This window comes from Streptomyces noursei, assembly GCF_001646665.1.
GTDB classification, from domain to species: Bacteria; Actinomycetota; Actinomycetes; order Streptomycetales; family Streptomycetaceae; genus Streptomyces; species Streptomyces lavendulocolor.
In genome coordinates, this window is the sequence record NZ_LWBU01000090.1 from 184,418 (window position 1) to 204,653 (window position 20,236).

Consider the following 20,236-nt stretch of genomic DNA (forward strand, 5'->3'; position numbering starts at 1 on the left):
GCACGGTCCACTTCGACGTCACAGAATCATCACATCCGGAGGGCTCCCTTCATCCGGTGGTCTGCCGTGCCGTTACGGTCAGGGCTCCACGAACCACCCTTGGGGGACGAATGAGTTGGAACTCCCACACCCAGCCGCAGTGGGGACAGGCTCCAGTGCAGCCACCGACGCCGCCAGGAGCGCGGCCCGGCTGGGCGCGGAAGCGGGTCGTCATTCCTTCCGCGGCCGGTCTGTTCTTCGTCGGCGTCATCGTCGGAAGCGCTGGAAGCGCTGGAAGCGGTACGACGGAAGCCGCCGGCAGTGCCAAGGCCGCGCCTCGTGCGACGGTCACCGTCACGGCGCAGCCCGAGCGGGCCGCGCAGTCGGACGAGAAGCAGACCGGGTCGAAAGAGAAGGCGAAGCCCTCCGCAGGGCGCGGCAGCGAGGCGGTGCCCGTACCGAACTTCGTCGGCATGGGGCTTCAGTCCGCGCAGGACACGGCCCAGACCAAGGGCTTCTACCGGCTGTCGTCGCACGACAGTCTCGGACGGGACCGCATGCAGGCTTTCGACCGGAACTGGAAGGTCTGCTCGCAGAACGTCACCGCCGGCAGGACGGTGCCGACGACCACCAAGCTGGACTTCGGCGCGGTGAAGGTCGAGGAGGACTGCCCCGCCCGGGACGAGAAGCCGTTGGAAGCGGCGGGCGGCACGATGCCGGATCTTGCCGGGAAGTCGGTGAAGGCGGCCCGCGGTGCCCTCGACGCGGGGACATCGGTCACTGTGACGGATGCTGCCGAGGGCCGCATGGTGCTGTTGGAGAGCAACTGGAAGGTGTGCACGCAGACGCCCGGCCCGGGAACGCGGCTCACTGGGCAACCGGTCGAGATCACGGCGGTGAAGTTCGAGGAGGGCTGCCCTTAGCGGTCCCGGGCGCCCTGGGGATCGGGCGCACGCGGCGTGCGGGACGGTGAACCGGGGGCCGGCCGGGCGGTGGCCCGTCGGACCTCATCATCCTCGTGCGTCTTCGTTCGCACACCGCGCCCGGGTGTTCTGCCGCGCCCCGGGAGCCGTACGGTTCAGCCGGGTGCGGACCGCGAGGCTCGCCGAGGCGATCACGGTGAGCCCGCCGAGGGCGGTGGACCAGGTGATCCGCTCCCCGAGCAGCAGCGCCGCCCAGCCGATGGTCATCACCGGCTGGACCAGCTGTATCTGGCTGACCTGTGCCATGGGGCCGATGGCGAGGCCGCGGTACCAGGCGAAGAAGCCGAGGAACATGCTCACCACGCCGAGGTAGGCGAACGCGGCCCATTCGGCCGGGGTGCCGGTCGGCGGATGCTGCGCCGCCGAGACGGCGGCGAGGCCGGCCATCAGCGGGGCGGAGAGCACCAGCGCCCAGGAGATGGTCTGCCAGGCGCCCAGTTCACGGGCGAGGAGCCCGCCCTCGGCGTAACCGATGCCGGCCGCGAGGACGGCGCCGATCAGCAGCAGGTCGGACCAGTGCAGGTCCCCCGGGCCGCCGCCCCGCAGGGAGGCGAAGCCGACCGCGGCGGCCGCGCCCACGGCCGCCATGGCCCAGAAGCGGACCGGGGGCCGTTCGTGTCCGCGCAGGACGGCGATGACCGCCGTAGCGGCCGGCAGCAGGGCGATGACCACGGCGCTGTGGCCCGCCGAGGCGGTGGTCAGCGCGTACGACGTCAGGACGGGGAAGCCGACGACCACGCCGCCGGCGACGACCGCCAGGCGGGCCCACTGGACACCGCGCGGCAGCCGCTGCCGGGTCACGACCAGCGCGGCGGCGGCCAGCAGCGCGGCGACGACCGCCCGGCCGGAGCCGACGAACAACGGGGCCATCCCGCCGCCGGCGACGGCGACCCGGGTGAACGGGACGGTGAACGAGAACGCCACGACGCCGAGCAGGCCCCAGGAGAGTCCGGTGGGGGCGGCGGATAGCGGAGGAGCGACAAGGAGAGTAGCGCTACTGTTGTCCTTCATGGACAACGATAGCAGTGGGCGGATCGTCGCCGGACTCGCCGACTGGATCGCGACGGCGGCCCCCGGCGCCCGGCTGCCCTCCACCCGGGCACTCGTCGCCCGGTACGGGGCGAGCCCGGTCACCGTGCAGAAGGCGCTGCGCACCCTGGCGGCCCGCGGCATGGTGGAGAGCCGGCCCGGGGTGGGCACCTTCGTCCGGGCCGTCCGGGTGGCGCGGCCGAACGACCACGGCTGGCAGACGGCGGCGCTCGGGGCGCCGCAGCACCGGATCCCGCACCTGTCCCCGGCGCTGCGGACGTACCCCAACGACGTGATCGCGCTGCACTCGGGCTACCCGGACCGCGAACTGCTGCCCGAGCGCCTCGTCCGCGCCGCGTTCACCCGGGCGGCGCGCGGCGACGCCGCCGTGAGCCGCCCGCCGGCCGCGGGGCTGCCCGAGCTGCAGTCCTGGTTCGCGGCCGAGCTGGGCGCCGCGATGCCCGCCGGGCTCGCACCCCCGGCCCCGAGCGACGTGGTCGTCTTCCCCGGCAGCCAGAGCGGGCTCAGCACGGTCTTCCGGGCGGTCGTCGGAGCGGGCCGCCCGCTGCTGGTGGAGTCGCCCACCTACTGGGGCGCGATGCTCGCCGCCGCGCTCACGGGCGTACAGCTCGTCCCGGTCCCCAGCGGCACGCACGGCCCCGACCCCGACGCCCTGGAGCGGGCGTTCGAGCAGACCGGGGCGCGGGCGTTCTACGCGCAGCCCGCCTTCGCCAACCCCACCGGTGCCCTCTGGTCGCCGGACCTGGCCGACCGGGTCCTCGGCATCGTCCGCGCGCACGGCGCGTTCCTGATCGAGGACGACTGGGCGCACGACTTCGGGATCGACGCCGAAGCGGTGCCGCTCGCCGCCCGGGACGACAGCGGGCACGTCATCCACCTGCGGTCCCTGACCAAGAGCGTCTCGCCGACCGTCCGCATCGCCGCCGTCACCGCGCGCGGCCCGGTCCGCGAGCGCGTCCTCGCCGACGCCCAGGCCGAGTCGATGTACGTGAGCGGCATCCTCCAGGCGGTCGCCCTCGACGTCGTCACCCAGCCCGCCTGGCGCACCCACCTGCGCAGCCTGCGCCACCAGCTCGCCGCCCGCCGCGACCTGCTCGTCGGCGCGCTCCACGAGCACGTGCCGGCCGCCGGCCCGGTGGCGGTCCCCCCGGGCGGTCTCAACCTGTGGGTGCGGCTGCCGGACGCCACCGACCTGACCCGGCTCGTCCGGGACTGCGAGACCGCCGGGGTGATCATCGCCCACGGCAACGCCTGGTTCCCCGCCGAACCGACCGGGGCGTACCTGCGGCTCAACTACGCCGGCCCGCATCCCGGCGCCTTCCCCGAGGGCGCCCGCGCCATCGGCCGGGCGCTCGCCGGGCAGTAGCGGGCGCTCGCGGGGCGGCCGGCGCACCACCGGGCCGGCGTCAGCCCTCGTCGTACCCCTCGTCCGGGCCGCCCGCCGCGCCGGTGGGCAGCGCGGGCGGGGTGTAGGAGCGCAGGGGGCGGGCCGCCGGGTCGGGGCGGACCGCGCCGAGGAGCGGGTTCGCGGCGAGGGGGGAGACCTTGACGCGGGCGCCGGGGCGCGGGGCCTGGATGACCAGACCGTCACCGAGGTAGATCGCCACGTGCGTCGCCCGGGGGAAGTAGACCACCAGGTCGCCGGGGCGCAGGGAGCGCAGCGGCACCTTGGGGAGCGTGCGCCACTGCTCCTGGCTGGTGCGGGGGATGGCGCGGCCCGCCTTCGCCCACGCGCGGGAGGTGAGCCCCGAGCAGTCGAAGGACTCCGGGCCCTCGGCACCCCACACGTACGGCTTGCCGATCTGCTCGGCGGCGTACTCCAGGGCCTCTTCGCCCAGGCCGGAGGGGGCGCGGGCGCCCTCCAGCTCACCGGTGGCGAGGAGTTCGCGCTGGGCGTCGGCCGTCTCGGCCTCCTCCAGGGCGGACAGCTCCTCGACCTCGTCGTCCGAGAGCGCGGCGAGCGTCTCCTCGACCTCCTTGAGCCGGGCCGTCACCTCGTCGCGGGCCTTCCTCCGCTGCGCGGCGAGCGTCTGCTCCCGGTCCAGCGCCCTGCGGGACGCCGTGGCGAGCTGGTCGGCCCGCTTCTCGCCCTTCCGCAGCCGGGCCACCGTCGCCGCCCGCTCGCGGGCCGCGCGGCGCAGCACCCGGTGCTGGTCGAGGGCGTGTTCGGGGTCGCGGGCGAGCAGCAGCCGCAGGGAGGAGGAGAAGTCGGTGCGGCCCTGGTACTGGGCGCGGGCGAGCCGCCCGGCGTCCGCCCGGGCGTCGGCGAGGGAGTCGCGGGTCCGCGTCAGGTCGCCGGTGAGCCTCCTGGTCTCGGCGGTGAGCGCCTTCAGCTCCTCCTCGGCGGCGTTGTACGTCTCGGTCGCCTCCTCCGCCTCCTGGTAGAGCGTGCGCAGCTGGGCCAGCAGTGCGGGAACGGTGGACGGGCCGGCCGGTACCGGTCCGGCGGGGCCGGTCGTCTCCGGGGCGGCCGTCTCGGGGCCGGTCGTCTCCGGGTCGGCGGCCGCCGGGCCGGACGGTTCGGGTCCGGCAGGGCCGGACGCCTCGGGCGCGGTCGGACCGGACGGCTCGGGGGCGGCGGCCGGGTCGGCCGGCCCGGGCGCCGCGGCAGCGGGCAGGGCGGGCAGCGCGGCGGCCAGCAGGGCGGCCACGCAGATGCTCCGCAGCAGTCTTCCTGACATGTCATCACCTCCGCCCTCATCATGGGGCGGAGGATGGTATGACAAGCGTATTAAGTGTGTGGATGGGGGGATCGCCCCCCCAGGGTCACCCGTCCTGGCTACTCCACCGGCAGCCCGTAGAACATGCGGCCCCGGCGCACGACCACTCCCGCCGCACCCGCGACCGACACCGAGTACGCCGCCGAGGAGTTCCCGCCGCCCGGCGCCCGGACACCGGCGTCCTGGAACTTCCACAACCGCCGCCCGTCGCCCGCCCCGAACGCCGTGACCTGCGCGCCGTCCGCCGCGAACAGGGTCCGCCCGCCGGGGCCGACGGTCACCTCCGGGACGTCACCGCCCGCCGTCGCCTCCGTGCCGCGCCGCCAGCGCGCCCGGCCGGTCGCGGCGTCGACCGCGTGCACGTTCTGGTCGCGGTCGGCGACGAACAGCGTGCCGCCCGCCACCCGGGCTCGCCCGAAGGCGGCGGTGCCCGGAAGCTGCCACAGCGGTCTGCGGGTACCGGTGTCGAAGGCGTACAGGCCGGTCCCCGCCGCCGTGTACAGCCGCCCCGACTCGTCCCCCGACACCGCGCCGCCCGGGCGGGCCGCGCCGAACGGCCGGAACCACCGGCGGGCGCCGGTGGCCCGGTCGTGCGCGTGGAACACGGCCAGCCCCTTGGCGGCCTTGACCTGAGCGGCCGTCAGCGAGGCCGGGTCCTGGCGCACGACCAGCATGTCCGGCCGCAGGGCGAGGACCTCGTGGACGGGGGTGCGCGGGGCGCGGCCGTCGGGCACCTGGATCCGCCACAGTTCCTCGGCCCGTGCCGTGTCGTAGGCGAAGAGGTACGTCCGGGACGCGGCCGTGCCGGTGAACCAGACGACCGTGCCGGAGCTCCCGGCGACCGAGGACAGGCGCACGCCGGCCGGGTACGGCAGCGGCCTGCCGACCGTGCCGTCCGACCCGGAGACGGGACGGAACCCGTCGGCGCCGGCGACCAGCAGCCGGCCGTCCGCGAAGGTCAGGGCCCGGTGCGCGGAGGGGGCCCCGGCCGCCTGCCAGAGGCGCTTGCCGGTTGTCAGGTCGACGGCCGTGGTGTGGGCGTCGGTCGTGAGGACCAGGGCCCGGTCCCGCCAGACGGCGGCGTGCAGCGTCGAGCGGGCGGTGGCCGGGTGCTCGTGGGCCCAGCGGGGCCGCGGCGGCACCCCGGGGACGGCCGGGCGGGGCCGGGCGGCGGGCCGGGCGTCGGTACGCGGCGGCTCGGCGTCCCCGGACGCGAACGCGAGGACGCCCCCGCCGCCGAGGACGGCGCCGGTCACCCCGGCGGCCAGCCCGGTCAGCAGCCCCCGCCGGGAGGGCCCCGCGCCCCGCCCGGGGGAGCCGGCCGAGGGGGCGGAGGGTGCGGAGGGGGCGGAGACGCCGGCGGCGGCCGGCAGCGCGGGCACCGGCGCCGGGGCGGGGAGCGCGGGTGCCGGGACCGGGAGCAGGGCCGGTACGGGCGCCGGGGCCTGCGGGGCGGGCGGCAGCGGCAGGGGCGGCGGCACCGGGGCGGCGGCCGCGGAGGGGCGCGGCACCGGGGCGGCGGCCGCGGAGGGGCGCGGCACCACGGGTCCGGCGGTGGCCGCCGTGTCCGCCGCCGTGCCCCGCCGGGCCTGCCTCCCCACGCGCACGGTCCGCCCGTCGGTGTCCTCGTCGTCCGGCGCCGGCAGGGCCGCCACCCGCGCCGCCTGCGCGTCGAGCGCCTCGATGAGCGGGTCCGGGAGCCAGCCGCCGCGGGCCAGCGCGGCCGCGCCCTCCAGCGCCAGGGCCGCGGCGGCCTCCCCGGCGCCGGGGCGGTCCTCCGGGGCCTTGGCCAGGCACCGGGCGATCAGCGGGCGCAGGTCCTCCGGGACGGCGCCCAGGGCCGGTTCGGCGTCCGCGATGGCGTCCGCGTCCGCCAGCGGAGGGGTGCCGGTCGCGGCGTACGCCAGCAGCAGCCCGAGCACGAAGACGTCCGACGGCGGGCCCGGCTCGTGGCCGGCGGCCTGCTCGGGCGTGAGGTAGCCGAGCCGTACCGACAGCTGCCCGCCCGCCCGCGCCTGTGCCGCCTCCGCCGCGCCCAGCGCCCCGAACGCGGTGAGCCGCGGACCGTCGGCCGCCAGCAGCACGGTGCCGGGTGCGAGCCCGTGCAGCACGGCGCCGGTGGCGTGCACCCGCGCCAGCGTCTCGGCGAGGCCCGCGCCCAGCACCCGCACCGCCCGCGCGGGCAGCGGCCCGGCGAGGGCGACCGCTTCGCCGAGGGTGAGCGCCGGTACGTACGGGGTCGCCGTCCAGGGCAGCGGTCCCCCGACGGAGACCTCCAGCGGCTCGGGCACCCAGCCCCCCGCCAGCCGCTCGGCCGTGCGGGCCTCGGCGGCGAACCGGCGCCTGAAGGCGGGCAGTTCCGCGAGCGAGGCGCGCGGGGCGGTGATCACCACCGGGGTGCCGTCTCCGCCCCGGGCGAGGTAGCGCACCGCGCTCGCCGACTCCCGCAGCCGCGCCAGCACGGTGTACGGCCCGCACCGGCGGGGGTCATCGTCCCGCAGCGGTCCGATCGGCTGAAGCGGCGACGACGATCCCATGCGGAAGCTCCCCCTCGGGCGGCGCTGCGGCGCTGCGGCGCGACGGCACGAATGTCCGTGATCCTACGGCTTCCGTGACCAGGGCCACTTCAGCTCGCGCCGCTCGCGGCCCTCGGGGGCGTACTCGTACTTCCAGCCGCGCTGGAGCCCGAGGCGCTTGGTGTGGCCGGAGGGGACGCGGCGGTAGGCGTGGACGGCCGGCGGGCCGCCGTCCTCGGCCGGGACGGGCACCGTGTACCACTTGGGCGGGTGGCCGGTGGGGCCGGTCAGCACCGGCAGGACCCGGCCGTCCAGGGGGCCGCCGCTGAAGGGCGTGTTCTCGCTTCGCACGCCCCCAGTCTCACACCACGCTCACAGCAGGTGCGCGGCGTCGCCCACCACGGGGACCACGGCGCGGGCCAGGGTGCCCACCGGCCCCTCGGGCCGCTCCTGCGCCAGCAGCGCCGCCACGGCGCCCGCCGTCTGCTCGTCGGTCGCGGCGGTCGCCGTGAGCAGCGCGACCAGGTGGTCGACGAGCCAGGCACGCAGTTCGGGGGCCGGCGGCCGCTTGTCCTCGTCCAGCCAGATGAGGGACGCCGCCTCGACCGCCGCGATCCAGGTCCGCACCATCATCCGCAGCCTGGGCCCGGGGTCCGGCACGCCCAGGTGCAGCAGGATCTGCTCGGCGGCCGCGCGCCGCACCTCGTCCACGATCGCGGTCGTACGGGAGGTCTCGGCGACGCTGCCGCCCTGGAGGAGGGCGCTGAACCCGGTGTCGTGCCCGTCGACGAACGCCAGGTACCGGTCGAGGACGCGGGCGAGCCGCTCGGTGGGCGGGCCCACCGGCGGCTCGGCGAAGCACAGCTCCAGCTCGTGGGCGGCCGAGCGCAGCGCGGCCTCGTACAACTCCTGCTTGCCGCCGGCGAAGTACCGGTACACGAGGGGCCGCGAGACACCGGCCGCCTCGGCGACGTCGTCGAGCGACACCTCCTCCGGCGCCCGGTGCGCGAAGAGCGAGAGGGCGACGCGGAGGAGCTGGGTCCGGCGCTCCTCGACGCTGAGCCGTCGGTACGCGGGTGCGGGCGAGGCGGCACTGGTCATGGACGCAGCGTAACTCCGCCCCCCTCCGCCGGGTGCCGGGCCTCAGGCGAGGAGGCCGGAACTCTTCCAGAGCCTGCGGCCCGGGCCGCGCAGCACGCCGATGTCGTCGAGGAAGTCCGTCAGCCGCCGGGCGCCGGACTGCATGACCTCGCGGCGGTGGCCGCTGGCCTTCACCTGGGCGACCGCCTCGCGCCGGTCGAGGCCGACGTTCTCGTACACCCGCGGGTTGACGAAGCAGACGGAGAAGACGCGCGCCGCCTCGCCGCAGCTGATGCGGGTGAACTCCTGCTCCCAGCGGGGGGCGGTGACCATCTGGCGCCGCAACTCCTCGCGGGCGTACCGGACGTGCCGGGCCTCCTCCACCACGTGGATGCGGGTCACTCCGCGCACCAGCGTCTGGACGCGCTCGTCGGGGAAGGTGAGGCGCTGCATCCAGTCGAGGATCTCCTCGCCGAGCAGCGTCGCCGCGAACGAACCGGGCGTGGTGGACACGGTCTTCAGGACACGTGCCATGTTGTGGTAGACGCGCGGCACCGGGTACGCGGGCGCCCCGCCCTTCTGGATCATCCTGGCGAACATCATCGAGTGGCGGCACTCGTCCGCTATCTCGGTGAGCGCGTACCGGACGTGGTTGCTGGTGACCGACTTGTCGTAGATGTGCCGGACGAGCAGCTGCATCAGGATGATCTCGAACCAGATGCCGAGGGAGGCGAGCGAGGCGGCCTCGTGCCGGGCGAGGTCCATCCGCTGCTCCTCGGACATCCTCCGCCACAGGGGGGTGTCGTAGAGGGAGACCAGCTCCGGCGGCCAGAACCACTTGCCGTCCTCCGGCGGCGCGTCCCAGTCGAGTTCCTTGTCGGGGTCGAAGGAGTGCTTGGCGGACGACTCGAGCAGCCGCTCCGCGACCTGTTCACGGTCCCGGAGCGGGCCGAGCGCGTCGCGGAGCAGACGGATGTCGCGTTCGGACACGGTGGTCATGGGCGGGGCACCTCGCGCGGTTGGCGTTACCGGTGGTCATCCCTTATAAGACTGCTTGTCAGCAAGGCCGTCAATCCCCTGTGCCCGACTTGTTGACCCGACGTCTACCAACGTGTGAGCCTGCCAACCACCCGTCCGCGCACAGGCGAAGGAGCCGTCCGTGTCGACGCACGATCTCTACAGCAATGACCCCAAGGAGTCGGTCTGGCAGGTGCCGGCCACCGGATCGGCGCGTTTCAGCTGGGAGTACGACGACGGCCGCGACCGGCTGCTGGCCCTGTACCAGAAGGGCAAGGACAAGCAGTGGGACGGCGCCCGGCGCATCGACTGGGACCTGGAGGTCGATCCCTGCGACCCCCTGGGCACCCCCGACGAGGCGCTGAGCCTGCACGGAACGCGCCACTGGGCGAAGATGACCGAGAAGGACAAGGGCGAGCTGCGCAAGCACTACGCCTCCTGGCAGTTCAGCCAGTTCCTCCACGGCGAGCAGGGCGCGATGATCTGCGCCGCCCGGATCGTCGAGTCCGTCCCGGACATGGACGCCAAGTTCTACTCCGCCACCCAGACCATGGACGAGGCCCGGCACGCCGAGATCTACGGCCGCTTCCTCCACGAGAAGATCGGGATGCTGTACCCGATCAACGACAACCTCCAGGCCCTGCTGGGCGACACCCTGCGCGACTCGCGCTGGGACATGCCCTACCTCGGCATGCAGGTCCTCATCGAGGGCCTCGCGCTCGCCGCGTTCGGGATGATAAGGGACACCACGGACAAGCCGCTGCCCAAGCAGATCCTCGCCTACGTCATGCAGGACGAGGCCCGGCACGTCGCCTTCGGCCGCATGGCCCTGCGCGACTACTACCAGCAGCTCACCGACGCCGAACGGCGCGAGCGCGAGGAGTTCGTCATCGAGGGCTGCTACCTCATGCGCGACCGGCTGCGCGGCGTCGAGGTGCTGGAGAACTTCGGCATCTCCAAGAAGGAGGCGGAGGAGTTCTCGGAGCAGTCGGAGTTCCTGCACCTGTTCCGCAAGCTGCTCTTCAGCCGGATCGTCCCGTGCGTCAAGGACATCGGCCTGTGGGGCGAGCGGCTCCAGAAGGCGTACGTGGACATGGGCGTCTTCGAGCTGGGCGACTCCAACCTGGACCTGCTGATGACCCAGGACGAGGAGATCGCGGAACAGCTCGACCGCGAACGGTTCGCGGCGGAGGAGGCCGAGCGGGTCGCGGAGGTGACGGAGGCCATCGCGGAAGGCGGAGCGTGACCGGGCCTCCCGGCCCCGTGACGTAGCCTGACGGGCATGAGCATGCCGCCTCCGCCCCAGCAGCCGCCCGGCCCGTACGGTCCTCCTCCCGGGGGACCGGGCCCCTACCAGCAGCCGCCGGGGCAGGCCCCGTACCCCGGGCAGTACGCCGGACCCCAGCCCGGGCAGTACGCCGGTCCGCAGCCCGGGCAGTACGCCGGTCCGCAGCCCGCCTTCCCGCAGCAGTACCCCGGCCCCCACGGCCCGGTGCCGCCCGGCCCGTACGGCATGCCGCAGCCGCCCCGCAAGAAGCGGACGGGCCTGGTCGTCGGCCTGGTGGCCGGGTCGCTCGTCCTGCTCGGCTGCCTCGGCTACGGCGTCATGATGGTCTTCGACGCGGCCGGCGACGACACCCCCTTCCCGGCCGCCACGCACAAGCTCACCGTCCAGCCCAAGCTCGTGGACGGCGAGTACGCGCTCGCCCAGGACATGTCCGGCACCGAGGGCAAGAAGCTGCTGGACGAGTCCTACAGCCCGTACGTCCGGACGGACGGGGCGGCCGTGGCGCAGTACACCGCCCAGAAGGGCGCCCAGGTCAAGGCGCTGGTCGTGTCCGGCTACTACGGCCGGATCAAGCGGCCGGACACCGAGCGCCGCAGCCTGCTGAAGGGCGCCGGCACCGCGCAGAACGCCACGATCGAGGTCCCCGTCAAGGACGTCACCCCGCCCGGCGCGGAGGTGAAGATCGAGTGCGAGGTGCTCAGCAACACCGAGGCCGGCAACAAGGTGACCTTCCCGATGTGCGCCTGGGCCGACGGCAACACCGCCGTCGGCGTGGGCGTCGTCGACGCGACGACGCTCGCGCAGAAGCCGGCGGACATCGACCTCGCCGCGGCCGCCGCGCTGACCCTGAAGGTCCGGGCCGAGATGCGCACGCCGATCGGCTGAGCCGCCGGCGGGCGCGGCCCGTCCGGGGACGCGGCGGGCGTCAGGGCCCGAACGGCCCGAACGGCCCGCCCCGTCCGTACGGTCCGGGAAGTCCCCCCGCGCCGCCCCGGGCCGCGCCCCGCCGCTCCCCCCCCCGCAGCGCCTCCTCCATCACCGACCGGGCGATCGGCGCCGCGCTGCCCCCGCCGCTGATGTCCTCCCGCCTGGCCGAGGCGTCCTCCACCACCACCGCCACCGCCACCGCCGGGCGGCCCGTCCCCTCCGCCTGCGCCCAGCCGATGAACCACGCGTAGGGCGTCCCGGTGTTGCCCACACCGTGCTGCGCCGTACCGGTCTTCCCGCCGACCCGCGCGCCCGCGATGGCCGCCTTGCTGCCCGAGCCGCCGTCGACCACGTCCACCATCAGCTCCTGGAGCCGCAGCGCGGTCGGCGGCAGCATCGCCTGCCGGTACGTGCGGCGGACGTGCTGCGCCACGGTGTCGCCGTCCGCGGTCGTCGTCCGCTCCACCAGGTGCGGCTGGGCGATCTCCCCGCCGTTGGCGACCGCGGCGGCGACCATCGCCATCTGGAGCGGGGTCGCCCTGGTGTCGTACTGGCCGATGGCCGAGAGCGCCAGCCGGTCGGTGGTCATCCCGTTGTCGAAGTTGGACCGGGCCACCGGCGAAGGGACCCGCAGCGAGCCGTCGTTGAAGCCGAACCGCGCGACGGCGTCGAGCATCCCGGCGCTCCCGACCCGCACCCCGAGGTGGGCCATCACGGTGTTGCACGACCAGCGGATCGCGTACGCCAGCGAGGCGTTGCCGCACCCCTTCGCCTCGTTGGGCAGCACGGTGCGCGTGCCCGGCAGCAGATACGGGTCCGGGGCGCCGGTCGGGGCGTCGACGTCCGTGACGATCCCGGCGTCCATGGCGGCCGCCGCGGTCACGATCTTGAACGTGGAGCCGGGCGGATAGGTCTGCCGCAGCGCCCTGTTGAGCATCGGCTGGTCCCGCGCCGCGTTGAGCCGGGCCCACGCCGCGGCCACCGGGCGGCCGGTCCCGGAGAGCACGGCGGGGTCGTACGAGGGGCTGCTCACCAGCGCCAGGATGCGTCCGCTGGACGGTTCCAGGGCGGCGACCGCGCCGCGCCTGCCGGCGAGCCCCTCGTACGCCACGCGTTGCAGCTGGTCGCGCACGGTGGTGACGACGTGTCCGCCCGGTGGCCGCGTGCGGCTGAAGTCGTGCCAGAAGGGGATGGCCGTGAGCATCGGGCTCGTCCCGGACAGGACCGGGTCCTCGGCGTCCTCCAGGAGGGTGGTGCCGTACGTCTGCGAGGAGTGCCCGGTCACCGGGGCGTACAGCGGGCCGTCGGTGTACGTGCGCTCGTGGCGCAGCTGCTCGCCGGTGTCCACGGAACCGGTGACCGGCCTGCCGTCGACGACGATGTCGCCGCGCGGCTCCGCGTAACGCGCCATGACGGGACGCCGGTTGGCCGGGTTCCCGTCCAGGGCCGGCGCCTGCACGACCTGGACGCGGACGGCGTTCACCAGCAGGGCGGCGAGCAGCAGCAGGCACAGCAGGGCGGCGTGCCGGATGCAGGGGATCACCGGGCCTCCGACGTGACGGGCAGGATGGCGCCGGGTTCGACGCCCTCGGGTTCGGGGAAGCGGGCGGAGTCGCTGACGCGGATCAGCAGCGCCACGATGATCCAGTTGGTGACCACCGACGAACCGCCCTGGGCGAGGAACGGCATCGCCATGCCGGTCAGCGGGATCAGCCCCATGACCCCGCCGGCGATGACGAACACCTGGAGCGCCGGGATGGAGGCGAGACCGGTGGCGAGGAGCCTGCCGAACGGGTCCCGCAGCGCGAGGCCGGCCGCGAACCCGCGGGCCACCAGCAGGGCGTACAGGAGGAAGACGGCCGTCAGCCCGGCCAGGCCCAGCTCCTCGCCCGCGGTGGCGAGGATGAAGTCGGACTTGGCGGCGAAGCCGATGAGGACGGAGTCGCCCAGCCCCAGGCCGGTGCCGAGCACCCCGCCCGCGGCGAAGGCGAACAGCGACTGGGCCAGCTGCCCGGGGCCCCGGCCCGCCTCGATGGAGGCGAACGGGTGGAGCCAGTCCTCGACCCTGCTGTTGACGTGCGGTTCGAGGCCGCCCACCACGAACGCCCCGGCCGCGGCCAGCAGCAGCCCGACGGCGACCCAGCCGGTGCGGCCGGTGGCCACGTACAGCAGGATCACGAACAGCCCGAAGAACAGCAGGGAGGTGCCGAGGTCCCGCTCCAGCACCAGGACGCCCACGCTGACCAGCCAGACCGCCACGATCGGCCCGAGCACCCGGCCGGTGGGCAACTGCACGCCCCACACGCGGCGGCCGGTGTGGGCGAGGGCGTGCCGGTTGGCCGCGAGGTACGCGGCGAAGAAGACCGCGAGCAGGATCTTGGCGAACTCGCCCGGCTGGAAGGAGAACCCGCCGATCCGGATCCAGATCTTCGCGCCGTTGACGGCCGGGAAGAAGATCGGCACGAGCAGCAGCAGCAGAGCGGCGGCGACGGACACGTACGCGTACCCCTGGAGGGTCCGGTGGTCGCGGAGCAGGACGACCACCGCGATGAAGAGCGCGACACCGAGCGTGGACCACACCAGCTGGGTGGGCGCCGCGTGGTCGGCGGGGGTCTCCAGGTCGAGGCGGTAGATGAGCACCAGGCCGAGCCCGTTGAGCAGCACGGCGATCGGCAGCAGCAGGGGATCGGCGTACGGGGCGCGGCAGCGCACGGCGAGGTGCGCGAGCAGCGCCAGCAGCCCGAGCCCGGCCCCGTAGGCGGCGGCGTCCGGGGGCACGGCACCGCTCCGGGCGAGGCCGACGCCGACGTACCCGTACACGGCGATGAGGACGGCCCCGATGAGGAGCGACAGCTCCACGCCCCGGCGCTTGTGCGGACGCACCCCGGCCGGCGGGGCGTCGGCCCTCGTTGCGGTCATGCTCCGCAACGTAGCAAGCGGTGAGGCGTATGTCCCTTATGTCGGACCGGGCGCGGTGGGGGCGGCGGGCGGCTGCGGGGTCCCGCGGTACTCGGGAAGCGCCAGACGGGCCTCCGCGCCGCCCCCGGGGGCGTTGCCGAACCGCAGCTCCGCGCCGATGACCGACGCCTGGCCGGCCGCGATGGTCAGTCCCAGTCCGTGGCCCTTGCTGCCGCTCTCCGTACGGAACCGCTGCGGCCCGTGCTCCAGGAGGTAGTGCGGGTACCCCGGACCGTGGTCCCGGACCGTCAGCACCGGCCCGTCCACCGTCAGGGAGACCGGCGCCCGGCCGTGCTTGTGGGCGTTGGCCACCAGGTTCCCCAGCACCCGTTCCAGGCGCCGCTTGTCCGTCTCCACGCGCGCGTCCCGCACGATCCGCACCTCGGTGTCCGTGCCCGACGCCCGCACCACCCGCTCCGCCAGCGGGCCCAGCTCGTACACGTCCAGGTCGACCTCCTCGGTGCGCGTGTCGAGCCGGGAGATCTCCAGCAGGTCCTCGGTGAGCGCCCGCATCGCCCGCACCCGGTCCCGGACCAGCTCCGCGGGCCGCCCGGCCGGCAGCAGTTCGGCCGCCGCCGACAGCCCGGTCAGCGGCGTGCGCAGCTCGTGCGCCACGTCCGCCGTGAAGCGCTGCTCGCTCAGCAGCTTGCCCTGGAGGGTGGACGCCATCGTGTCGAGGGCGCCCGACACCGTGGCCACCTCGTCCTCCGGGTGCCAGGGGTCCCTGGTGCGCGGGTCGTTGACGCGCGCGTCCAGGTCGCCCGCGCTGATGCGCCGCGCCACCTGCGCCGTCAGGTGCAGCCGCCGCGTCACCCGGGTCACCGCGAACGAGCCGACGAGCAGCGTCGCGCCGATGGCCAGCACCGAGGAACCCACGATGGCCTTGTCCAGCCCGCTGATGGTGCTCGCGCTCAGCGAGTAGTCGACGCGCACCGCCAGCGCCCGGCCGTCGGCGGGGCCCGCCGCCCACATGGCCGGCCGGCCCGCCGGGTCGTCGGCGACGAGCGTGCCGCGCTCGCCCCCGACCGCCATCGCCCGCAGCGCAGGCGGCAGCCCGGCCGGGTCGACGCCCGCGTACGGCGGCAGCGGCTCGCCGGCCTCGTACGCGTGCGTGACCTCCTCCAGCCGCTCCAGCGCGTTCTCGCGGGCCGTGTCCACCGTCTGCCGGGTCACCGACACGTGCACCAGGGCGCCCAGCAGGGCGGCCAGGGCGCAGCACATCACCGTGATGAAGACGCCGGCCTTCCACGTCAGGGTCGCCATCCAGGCCGGGGGCCGCGGCCGGCGCATCACGCACCACCGCCCGAGGGGGAGGGGGACGCCTGTCCCGGGGGCACCGGCTTCACGCGGACGATCTCGTCCCGGGTGGGCAGCAGCGACCGCTGCTGGGCGTCCCACGACCAGGCCGTGCGGTACTCGTACCCCGGGATGCCCGCCGAGACGACCCGGACGACCAGGTCCCGGCCCGCGAGCTGGACGCCCACGACCTGGTCGACGGTCGACATGATGCGGGTCAGGCCGCCCTTCTCCGGCATGTACACGCGCAGGCCGGTCTGCTGGTCGGGCATGCGGATGCCGACGATCAGCTCGTCCCTGCCGTCCCCGGTGAGGTCCCGGTAGTAGGGCGTCATCACCGGGCACCGCCGCGGCGCCTGGCCGCACTCGCGGATCCGCCCGGCCGTCTCCTGGTACATGCCGTCGGGGCCGCTGTACTCGTCGGGGTGAGCCGCCACCTCGGCCTGGACGACCGCGACGGGGTCGACCCGGTGGACGTCGTCGCCGGGGGCCTTCACCCCGGGCACCCGCGCGGTGTCGCTCTCGCCGTAGTCGTACGGCGGTGCCGTGACCGGCGGCATGTCGGGCCAGAGCCGGACCGGGCCGACGGCGGTCGGTGTGGGGCCCGCGCCGCGCAGTTCGCCCGCGTCGCCGCAGCCCGTGAGCAGCAGCGCGGCCAGGGCCGCGCCGGGCAGCAGCGCCGCGTACACGGCCGGGCGGTGCGGGCTCACGGTGCTCCCTGACTGATACGGCGGCGCCGGGGGCCCGGCGGCAGGTCTTCCCGCCACCTTATTCGGACGGAAGTCCCTTTTGTCGATCCGGTCCGGTGCACCGTTGTCGACCCGGTCCAGTGCACCCGGCCGTCCCGGCCGCACCAGGTCTCCCCGTCGCATCCGGTGCCCCGGCCGCACCCGCCTCCGGGCGGACGCCCGTCACCGCACCTGGGCGCCGCCCGACAGCATTCCGTCGGCCTGCTCGCGCGTGACGCGCTGCTCGGCGCCGCAGAACGTGCACTGCGTCGCGTACGACGTGGACACCGGGAACAGCGGCACGAAGAACAGCGTGAACTTGGTGGTCCTCCTCCGCAGCGCGTGCGCCGCCGGGTTGCCGCACCGGCCGCACACCAGCGTCAGCATCGCCAGCTGCTGGAGGTACCCCTTCGTCCCGAAGATGATCATGCGGTGTTCTCCTCTCCGGAGTGGCCCAGCGCCCGTCGGCACAGCGCCAGCAGCTTCTCGTCGTGGTGCACGTCGTGCTCGCCCGAGGTGCCGTCCGACACGTTGTGCCGGCGCGCGCGGGACAGCTCCGCGCGCAGCAGCGGGGCCGCCTGCGCCGGCACGTGCCCCAGCTCCGCGAGGCACCCGGCGATGTCCACGCGCGTGTGCCGGTTCTCCTTCCAGGCTCCCACCATCACCGGCGCGGCCTCCCCGGAGTCGCCGGTCACCCGGCACAGCGCCAGGGCCGCGTCGACCCGGAGCCACACCTCCGGCGCCACCAGGCACGCCCGCAGCTCGGGCACCGCCGCCCCGGCCGCCCGCCCCATCGCGCCCACCACCCGGGCCGCCTCCCGCCGGTGGGCCGCGTCCGGCGCCAGCAGCAGGCCGCGCAGCCGCGGCAGCACCGCGCCGGCCTCGCCCTCCACCGCCCACAGGGCCCGCGCCGCCGACGCGGCCACCGCCACCGAGCAGCCGTCCAGCAGCGCCCGCAGATCACCCACCGCCTCGCCCGCCGCCGGCCCGAACGCCGCCAGCGCCCTGAGCGACGACTCCGCCACCCACTCGCGGCGGAACGCGGGCGCCCCGCGCAGCACGCGCAGCACCTCCGGCAGCGCCTCCGCCGCGCCGAGGTGCGCCAGCGCCAGCAGCAGCGGCCCGGCCTCCTCGCCGAGCCGCTCGTCCAGCGGCAGCCCGCCGAGGCGCCGCCGCAGCGCCGGCACCAGGGGGGCCGCGGCCTCGCCCAGATGCGTGATCGCATAGCCGAGCCGGCCGTCCAGCACGGGCCGCTCCAGGGCGCGGGCCAGCGCCGGTACGGCCCGGGCATCACCGGTACGGGTGAGAGCGAGCAGCGCGCTGCCCGTCCCGCACCGGTCGCCGGTCCGCTCCGGCGCCCACCGCCCGGCGTCGGCCGCCACCCTGGCCGCCAGCGCGTCCGCCGCCGGGCGGGCCACCTCGAACAGGCCCTCCAGCCACGCCGCGGCGGCCTCCCGCAGCCGGGGGTCCGGGTCACCCAGCTGCGCCCCGACGAGCCGCACCACCTCGTCGTACGCCCCCCGCCACGTACGCACCAGGCCGCCGCACATCCACACCGCGTCCGTCCGCTGGTCCCGGTCCGGGCTGCGCAACTGGGCGGTGACCAGCGCGATCCGGTCCTCGACCCGGTCGTCCAGGGCGCTGTGCAGGGTCCGCAGCAGGTCGTCGGCCCACGCCGCGCCGCGGCCGGCCCGCTGCTCCTCGCGCGGCTCGCGCAGCCGGCCCACCAGGGTGGGCGCCGCGGGCCGCAGTTCGGCCGGCTCCCAGAGGTCGGGCGCGTCGGGCGGCTCGGCCAGCTCCGAGAGGACCGCCAGGTCGGTCAGGTCCGGCAGGCCGGCCACGGCGGCCATGTCCTCCCAGCCGCCCGGCGGCACCGGACGGCCGCCGCGCCCCGGCGCCCGGCGCAACTGGTCCAGCAGGTCCGTCACCGTCACCACGACGTCCCGGGGCAGCCGCGCGGGGGCGCACCGGGCGAGCTGGGCGAGGGCGGCGAGGCGCAGGGCCGGGTCCTGGGCCGCGCCCACGAGCCAGCCGAGCCAGTCGGCGATCTCGTCCCGCAGCGACTCGTACCGCAGGGCGATCCGGCCCACGGCCTCCACCAGCGCGAGCCGCACCTCCGTGTCGGTCTCGGCGGTCAGCCGCTCGCGCAGCAGGACCAGCACGCGCGCGGGGTCCCGGTGGAGCGAGGCGAGCGCGCCCGGCGCAGCGAGGCGCACCTCCCGGTCGTCGTCGCCGACCAGCGCGAGGAACACGTCCGCGCCGGCGGCCACGGCGGCGGCGGCCATCGCGTAGTTCGCCGCGTCCTCGAAGCCCTCGTCGTCCGGGCCCAGTCCGTCCAGCTCGTCGTCGCCGCCGAGGTCGATGCCGCCGATGCTGGTCAGCAGCTCGATGACGCAGCCGCGGTCCTGGACCTCGGGCGAGGCCACCAGTTCCAGCAGGAAGGGGATGCAGGCGAGCGTCGCGTCGTACACGTCGCCCTGGTGGTGCACCGCCCCGTACATGCCGTCCAGCGCGACCTCGCGCTCCATCGCGTCGGCGGAGGCGAGCCCCCGCAGCAGCCCGGGCACGTCGTCGGCCGGACCGTAGGCATGACCCAGCGAGGCCCAGTCGACCTCGTCGATCCCCGTGAACATGCCGTCCCTCCCCGCGAAACACTGCACTTGGGGGCAATAGTGCACCACACCGGCGGTCCCGATGCCCCGGCAATCGGACACGCTCCGGCACGTCCGCCCGCCCCGCTCCTGCCCTTCTCTTGCCCCCGCGGGGCCCGGCTGTTCCCATGGGCTTGGGGGTGATGGGGCATGAGCGCACTGCGCGTCACACCGGCCCGCACGGGCGGCCGCGTCCGGCTGTGGGTGAGCCGGCCGGACGGCCGGGAGGTCGCCTGGTACGACCCGGAGACCGGCCGGATCAGCCTCCTGCGGGAGGAGTACGCGGACGCCGTCCTCGCCGCGCTGGCGCCCTACGTCACGGGTGAGGTGACCGTCGGCCCGCCGCCCGTCCCCACCGCCTCCGAGCTGGCGCGTCTCGCCCTCCACCCCGACGACGACCTCGCCCCCAACCGCCCGGGCGAGACCCTGCACGGCACGCCGGGCGACCCGCCGCGGCGCCGCTTCCCCCGCCCCGACCCGCGGCCCGCCGAGCTGGCCGCGCGCCGGCGGATCGGCGACGCCCTCGACGGGCTGGACGGGGCGGGCTGGCGGGTCCTGCACTGCGTGCCCCTGCCGGGCGCCGCGCCGATCGACCACCTGGCCATCGGCCCCGCCGGGGTCTTCGTGGTGCGCACGGTCGCGGCGCGCGGCCGCCGGGTGCGGATCGCCGACCCGGTGGTCGCCGTCGGCCGCGCGGAACCGGCGCCGCACCTGCGCCTGCTGCGCCGCGACGCCGTGCGGGCCGCGCACGTGCTGGCCACGGGCGTGCGGCCGGTCCTCGCGGTCGACGGCCCGGGGCGGCTGGAGGTGCCGTCCGGCCCCGACGGCGTCCGGGTGCTTCGGGACGGCGAGATCCCGTCCCTGGCGCGGCTCGGCGCGGTATTGAAGCCGGCGGACGTGGAGGCGCTGTACGCGACGGCCCGCGACCGGCGCACCTGGCTGCGCCTCTAGGGGGTGTCCCTCGGATCCCGCCGGACCCTGCCGGGCCCCGGCACGCGCGTCCTGGGCGCTGTCGCCGACGCGCCCCGCCGGACCCTGCCGGG

General features: G+C 75.6%; 17 protein-coding genes. 5 read left to right on the forward strand and 12 right to left on the reverse strand.

Features of this window, described 5'->3' with window-relative positions; all coding sequences use genetic code 11:
* The first annotated feature begins 110 nt into the window (after positions 1–110).
* Positions 111–902, forward strand: coding sequence for a PASTA domain-containing protein (locus A4V12_RS08245; protein WP_064068567.1), 792 nt, complete (start codon positions 111–113; stop codon positions 900–902).
* Between the two features lie 87 nt (positions 903–989).
* On the opposite strand, the gene A4V12_RS08250 is transcribed toward A4V12_RS08245, so the two are convergent.
* Positions 990–1,973 (reverse strand): DMT family transporter, encoded by a 984-nt coding sequence (locus tag A4V12_RS08250; RefSeq protein ID WP_064068568.1) that lies wholly within the window; start codon positions 1,971–1,973, stop codon positions 990–992.
* On the opposite strand from A4V12_RS08250, the gene A4V12_RS08255 reads away from it, so the two are divergent.
* Complete coding sequence (locus tag A4V12_RS08255) at positions 1,972–3,378, forward strand: PLP-dependent aminotransferase family protein (protein ID WP_064068569.1); 1,407 nt, start codon at positions 1,972–1,974, stop codon at positions 3,376–3,378. The genes A4V12_RS08250 and A4V12_RS08255 overlap by 2 nt on opposite strands.
* 40 nt (positions 3,379–3,418) lie before the next feature.
* On the opposite strand, the gene A4V12_RS08260 is transcribed toward A4V12_RS08255, so the two are convergent.
* The 5 genes from A4V12_RS08260 to A4V12_RS08280 all read right to left on the reverse strand — a co-directional run bounded on the left by A4V12_RS08260 (position 3,419) and on the right by A4V12_RS08280 (position 9,327).
* On the reverse strand, positions 3,419–4,693 hold the full coding sequence (locus A4V12_RS08260; RefSeq protein WP_064068570.1) for a C40 family peptidase: 1,275 nt from the start codon (positions 4,691–4,693) through the stop codon (positions 3,419–3,421).
* 98 nt (positions 4,694–4,791) lie between these two features.
* Positions 4,792–7,269 carry a PQQ-binding-like beta-propeller repeat protein gene (locus A4V12_RS08265; protein ID WP_064068571.1) on the reverse strand — a complete coding sequence of 826 codons (2,478 nt, stop codon included), beginning with the start codon at positions 7,267–7,269 and terminating at the stop codon, positions 4,792–4,794.
* A 63-nt stretch (positions 7,270–7,332) separates the two neighbouring features.
* Positions 7,333–7,599, reverse strand: a complete 267-nt coding sequence (locus tag A4V12_RS08270; protein WP_064068572.1) for a hypothetical protein — start codon at positions 7,597–7,599, stop codon at positions 7,333–7,335.
* 21 nt (positions 7,600–7,620) lie between these two features.
* Positions 7,621–8,349: a TetR/AcrR family transcriptional regulator gene (locus tag A4V12_RS08275; protein ID WP_064068573.1), complete on the reverse strand. Its 729-nt coding sequence runs from the start codon at positions 8,347–8,349 to the stop codon at positions 7,621–7,623.
* 42 nt (positions 8,350–8,391) lie between these two features.
* Positions 8,392–9,327 carry an AurF N-oxygenase family protein gene (locus A4V12_RS08280; protein ID WP_064068574.1) on the reverse strand — a complete coding sequence of 312 codons (936 nt, stop codon included), beginning with the start codon at positions 9,325–9,327 and terminating at the stop codon, positions 8,392–8,394.
* Positions 9,328–9,487: 160 nt separating this feature from the next.
* On the opposite strand from A4V12_RS08280, the gene A4V12_RS08285 reads away from it, so the two are divergent.
* Both A4V12_RS08285 and A4V12_RS08290 read left to right on the forward strand, forming a co-directional pair.
* Positions 9,488–10,591, forward strand: a complete 1,104-nt coding sequence (locus A4V12_RS08285; protein ID WP_064068575.1) for a ferritin-like domain-containing protein — start codon at positions 9,488–9,490, stop codon at positions 10,589–10,591.
* A gap of 36 nt (positions 10,592–10,627) precedes the next feature.
* Positions 10,628–11,518, forward strand: a complete 891-nt coding sequence (locus A4V12_RS08290) for a hypothetical protein (RefSeq protein ID WP_064068576.1) — start codon at positions 10,628–10,630, stop codon at positions 11,516–11,518.
* A 40-nt stretch (positions 11,519–11,558) separates the two neighbouring features.
* Here A4V12_RS08290 and A4V12_RS08295 read toward each other — a convergent pair whose 3' ends face one another.
* The 6 genes from A4V12_RS08295 to A4V12_RS08320 form a co-directional block, all read right to left on the reverse strand.
* On the reverse strand, positions 11,559–13,103 hold the full coding sequence (locus tag A4V12_RS08295) for a penicillin-binding transpeptidase domain-containing protein (RefSeq protein WP_079136901.1): 1,545 nt from the start codon (positions 13,101–13,103) through the stop codon (positions 11,559–11,561).
* Positions 13,100–14,479, reverse strand: a complete 1,380-nt coding sequence (locus A4V12_RS08300) for an FtsW/RodA/SpoVE family cell cycle protein (protein ID WP_064068577.1) — start codon at positions 14,477–14,479, stop codon at positions 13,100–13,102. Before A4V12_RS08300 ends, A4V12_RS08295 begins: the two co-directional genes overlap by 4 nt.
* Before the next feature lie 36 nt (positions 14,480–14,515).
* The gene (locus A4V12_RS08305) at positions 14,516–15,808 is read right to left on the reverse strand and encodes a sensor histidine kinase (RefSeq protein ID WP_064068578.1); all 1,293 of its coding nucleotides are present in this window, start codon (positions 15,806–15,808) and stop codon (positions 14,516–14,518) included.
* The gene (locus A4V12_RS08310; protein WP_064068579.1) at positions 15,808–16,524 is read right to left on the reverse strand and encodes a hypothetical protein; all 717 of its coding nucleotides are present in this window, start codon (positions 16,522–16,524) and stop codon (positions 15,808–15,810) included. Before A4V12_RS08310 ends, A4V12_RS08305 begins: the two co-directional genes overlap by 1 nt.
* Positions 16,525–16,725: 201 nt before the next feature.
* Positions 16,726–16,971: a zinc-ribbon domain-containing protein gene (locus A4V12_RS08315; RefSeq protein WP_064068580.1), complete on the reverse strand. Its 246-nt coding sequence runs from the start codon at positions 16,969–16,971 to the stop codon at positions 16,726–16,728.
* On the reverse strand, positions 16,968–19,175 hold the full coding sequence (locus tag A4V12_RS08320; protein WP_064068581.1) for a hypothetical protein: 2,208 nt from the start codon (positions 19,173–19,175) through the stop codon (positions 16,968–16,970). Before A4V12_RS08320 ends, A4V12_RS08315 begins: the two co-directional genes overlap by 4 nt.
* A gap of 168 nt (positions 19,176–19,343) precedes the next feature.
* Between A4V12_RS08320 and A4V12_RS08325 the strand changes: the two genes are divergently transcribed.
* The gene (locus tag A4V12_RS08325) at positions 19,344–20,144 is read left to right on the forward strand and encodes a nuclease-related domain-containing protein (RefSeq protein ID WP_064068582.1); all 801 of its coding nucleotides are present in this window, start codon (positions 19,344–19,346) and stop codon (positions 20,142–20,144) included.
* Positions 20,145–20,236 lie beyond the last annotated feature (92 nt).